Source organism: Sulfurimonas sp. (assembly GCF_032250635.1).
Lineage (GTDB): Bacteria > Campylobacterota > Campylobacteria > Campylobacterales > Sulfurimonadaceae > Sulfurimonas.
This window is the reverse complement of sequence record NZ_JAVVFL010000202.1, coordinates 1-3,802: the sequence shown is the minus strand read 5'-3', so window position 1 is coordinate 3,802 and position 3,802 is coordinate 1. Positions and strand designations below refer to the sequence as shown.

Sequence of the window (3,802 nt, the reverse complement as noted above, 5' to 3'; positions counted from 1 at the left end):
ATCATCATCAACAACCATCTCCATCTTTATCTTCGGTAAGAAATCAACTACATACTCTGCGCCGCGGTAAAGTTCGCTATGCCCTTTTTGACGTCCATAACCCTTTACTTCGCTTACCGTCATACCGGTAATTCCTATCTCAGCCAATGCATCTTTTACATCTTCAAGTTTAAAAGGCTTTATAACCGCTTCTATTTTTTTCATAATAATATCTCCAAATTAAGTTTAAAATTGTAACCATTTTTATGCTTTTAAGCAACACTACAGGTTTATTACTTTTTCTCCATGCACAGTCTCATCAAGTCCTCTGTTTTCACTATCATCATCGACTCTTCCTCCGCCTGTAAGCATAGAAGCTATAAAGTAGACAGCTGCAGTTGCAACAGCACTATAGACGATAGTCAAACCAATTGCTTGAAATTGACTTACCAGTTGCGAAGCCATATCGTAAGCCTCAGGCATCGCATAAGGAGCAATAAAGATCGCCGTAGCGACTGAACCCCAGATACCGACCAAGCCGTGAATCCAAAAAGCATCCAATGCGTCATCCACTCTGAACATGTTTTTGAGTTTTGCAACAGCAAAGAATCCCAAGATGCCGCCGATTAATCCGATTATTATCGCACCTTCTACACCCGCACTTCCTGAAGCTGGAGTAATAGCCACAAGACCTGCAACTGCACCCGAAGCTCCTCCCACTATTGTAGCCTTCTTATAAACAATCCATTCGGCAACTATCCATCCCATGACGCCAAGAGCTGCCGCAACGTTTGTTACTAAAAATGCAGATGCCGCTACACCATCAGCTGCCAATTCAGACCCTGCATTAAAACCAAACCATCCAAACCATAAGAGTGCAGCCCCGAGTGCTACTAAAACAGGAGAAAACGGTTTGATTGCAGCTTTGCCGTAATCTCTTCTTCTTCCCAAAATAAGTGCTACAACTAGACCCGCAACACCTGCATTTAAATGAACAACTGTTCCTCCTGCAAAATCCATCTCACCAAAGTTGAGTGTCTCTCCGCCGCCCCATGCCCAGTGCGCTATAGGCGCGTAAACAACAGCTATCCACAAAGCCGCAAAGATTATATAGGTAGAAAACTTTACGCGCTCAATCATGGAGCCGCTTGCGATTGCGACTGCAATAGCGGCAAAAGTTCCCTGAAATGCGACAAAAAGCAGCTCAGGAATTGTTCCGCTGAGGCTCTGTGGCGTAATGCCGCTCAGAAGTGCCTTGCCACTACCGATGATATCACCATCGCCAAACGCAATAGAGTAGCCAATGAGAACCCAAACCAAAGTACCGACCGCATAAGCTCCTAAGCTCATACCTATAGTATTTAACACGTTTTTAGAGCGAGTCAAACCACCATAAAAGAGCGCTAATCCTGCAGGAGTCATAAGCATAACCAATGCCGTAGCAACCAACATCCACGCTGTGTCGCCGCTGTTTAACACATCCTCTGCAAACACAAAAGAAGGGATAGACAACATACCAAACAAAAACCTCTTCATTTTTCAATCCTTTTTTTTAATCTGCCAAATTATATACCATCCAAATTCACAATATGACAAAAAGCTGCTTATATTTTAATCAAATGTCACTATTATGCCATAATTCCCAAAAAACATTGTTTTAAGCAAGCTTTAAATTTTATGGTTATATAGTTTTTGCTTATGAATGTATTAGATTAATTCATAATATTTCATTATATAAAAGGGGTTCGTTATGAAAAGTTTTTCAACAAATAAAGTCGCCTATTTACTGGGCTTAACACTAATGTGCGCCACCGCGGCAGAGGCGACGCCTGCGTTTGCCAGACAGATGGATACGGAGTGTATGTCTTGCCACTTTCAAAATATACCGAAGCTAAACTCATTCGGTAGAGAGTTTAAGATGTCTGGTTTTACAATGACAAGCGGCAAAGAGGAGATGAAGAGCACTCTTGCGGGAGGACTGGGTCTGCCTAGCACTCTAAATATGGGCTTAGTATTAAAAGCACGTGTGCTTTCTGACGACAAAACAGAGAACACAACACTTGGAAAAACTGTCAAAACAGAAATCTTTGACGAATCTGCTTTTATCTTCGGCGGCAAGATAGCTGATAATGTAGGTACTTCTATGGAAGTTGCAGCAGGCGGTATATTTGGCGGTAAAGTTCTATTTACAACAGAGGCTTTAGGTGGCAGAGTCGGTGCGGCATACTCTACTACTGATGCACTTGGCGCATTTCAGGGAACAGAGATATATACGACGGGACTATACAGACCTGTTCGTCAGTTTGAAAACCGTAAGAAAACAAACATCTTCCAAGATCTAGGTATCGGAGATGGTGAAGCAAGTGTAGTTCAAGCCTACTACCACGGAGGCGGTCTTTATGCAACAGCTGGCGGCTATGTTCCTACATTTGCACAGAGCTCTAGAACAGACAGCGACGGTTATAAACTTATGGCAAGAGCCGCTTATGAATTTAGTCTTACAGACACTACAATGATGCTTGGCGGTTACTATATTGGAGGAGATACGGGAAATAAAATCATACCTTACAACCTAGCCGATATAACTAACGAAGTGGATTTAGCAAATATTGCTGCTCTTAACAGAACATCTTACGGTATTGACTTTCAAGTACAAAGTATGCTTGCAGAGATGTCGCTGATGGTAACCGGTGCGTACGTGCTAAAAAATGACTATGATGATCTGGATATGACTACCGGTCTAGCAACCGGCACGCAGGATATAACAGGATATCATGTTGACGCTCAGCTTAATCTTACAGATAAATATGGCGTAAAAGCAGCCGTACTCGGGCATAACGACAAAGCAGTAGACAGAGACTACAATGTCTACTCCGCAGGTTTGGAGTATAACATGAGACAAAACGTCCGTTTTTGTGTAGAGTACTCATATACTTCAAGCGACAGACCTGACACTGTAGGCACTAACGGCACTACTGTATATTCAGGAAGCGACATTCTATTTATGTCAATGGTTGCATTTTAATTTCAAAAAATGCCAAAACAAAATCACTGCAAAGTTAGCTCTTTGCGGTGATACACCTCACTTCTTTTTAAACGGCACCCATCAGCTGTTTTGAACTCTCACCTATAAGCTCGCACATCTCACTGTAGCTTCTAGCCTTCTCTTTTATGTCACTCTCTAAAAGCCCCTCGTAGATCTGCTCTATCTTTTGGGCTGCATCAAGTTTTTTCATATCGCCTTTGTCAAGGTCGGTTAACTCCAAAAGTTCATTCCATACCGAACTCTCATCAAGCATAAACGCAGTAAACTCTACACCTTCATAAGTAAATGTACCGTTTCCGTCAAGGTCTGTTACATATAAAATATTCAAGCCGTCTTTCATAAAGTAATCTTTATACTTCTCAAAAAGCGGGGCAAAATCACGAAAGCTATCAAGCTCACACGTAAAAAATTTAATCCCGCCCTCATCGCTAATAACAATAACCTGTTTTGCCTGAATTTTAGGAGGAAGTTTTCTATCTGGAGATATCTGTTTTCCCGCTTCAATTATCAATGCACCTCTATAGCCGCGGACTCCGCCGCCAAGCTCATCATTAAACGACGGCTGCCAATCAAGCTCATTACTTTTTATATACTCTGTTACGCTCATATCTATCCTTCTGTTTTATACTACAAAAGGGCATACATAATCTATTCCCTACCTGCCAATTGCGAGTAAATATAAAATATTGTTGTGCGTATTTAAAAATTGTTTCGTCTCATCATCATAATAAGCACCGATTCCGCTGCACCCAATGTTTAGCATTTCACATCGCAGAT

Annotated in this window: 4 protein-coding genes; 1 reads left to right on the top strand and 3 read right to left on the bottom strand. The window is 41.7% G+C overall.

Annotated features, from left to right (window positions below; genetic code table 11):
• Both RQ763_RS10500 and RQ763_RS10495 read right to left on the bottom strand, forming a co-directional pair.
• The coding region (locus tag RQ763_RS10500; RefSeq protein WP_314152904.1) for a P-II family nitrogen regulator at positions 1-204 on the bottom strand (204 nt) is incomplete at its 3' end.
• 57 nt (positions 205-261) lie between these two features.
• Positions 262-1,515 carry an ammonium transporter gene (locus RQ763_RS10495; protein ID WP_314152903.1) on the bottom strand — a complete coding sequence of 418 codons (1,254 nt, stop codon included), beginning with the start codon at positions 1,513-1,515 and terminating at the stop codon, positions 262-264.
• Between the two features lie 214 nt (positions 1,516-1,729).
• Here RQ763_RS10495 and RQ763_RS10490 point away from each other — a divergent pair, with 214 nt between their 5' ends.
• Entirely contained in the window at positions 1,730-3,004 is a 1,275-nt protein-coding gene (locus RQ763_RS10490; RefSeq protein ID WP_314152901.1) for a hypothetical protein, read from the top strand.
• Between the two features lie 67 nt (positions 3,005-3,071).
• Here the strand turns inward: RQ763_RS10490 and RQ763_RS10485 are convergent, their stop codons facing one another.
• Positions 3,072-3,632 (bottom strand): hypothetical protein, encoded by a 561-nt coding sequence (locus RQ763_RS10485; protein WP_314152899.1) that lies wholly within the window; start codon positions 3,630-3,632, stop codon positions 3,072-3,074.
• Positions 3,633-3,802 lie beyond the last annotated feature (170 nt).